1 protein-coding gene is annotated in these 244 nt (G+C 38.1%); it reads left to right on the plus strand.

Translation table 11 applies throughout. The features are described from left to right. Window positions 1-60 precede the first annotated feature (60 nt). Window positions 61-244, plus strand: a 184-nt coding sequence (locus ETC07_RS16385) for a helix-turn-helix transcriptional regulator (protein ID WP_136249346.1), incomplete at its 3' end; no start/stop codon positions are given.

Below are 244 nucleotides of genomic sequence, written 5' to 3' on the forward strand. Positions count from 1 at the left end.
GAAAATTATGCTTTATCCTTACAAAACACCTTACACACAAAAAGAAAGGAACGCTAAACAATGATTGACACAACGCAAAACATGGATACATACCGCTTGAAAATTAAGCAGTATCTGTCAGATAAGGGCTGGACTCAACAAGCCTTAGTGCGATTAACTGGATACCCTAAGCAAGATGTATCCGCAATTCTCTTAGGGAAACAGAAAGGCACACCATACGCGAATATTTTTATTACTGCAGTAT

Source organism: Halomonas borealis (assembly GCF_004798905.1).
In the GTDB taxonomy this organism is placed as follows: Bacteria; Pseudomonadota; Gammaproteobacteria; order Pseudomonadales; family Halomonadaceae; genus Halomonas; species Halomonas borealis.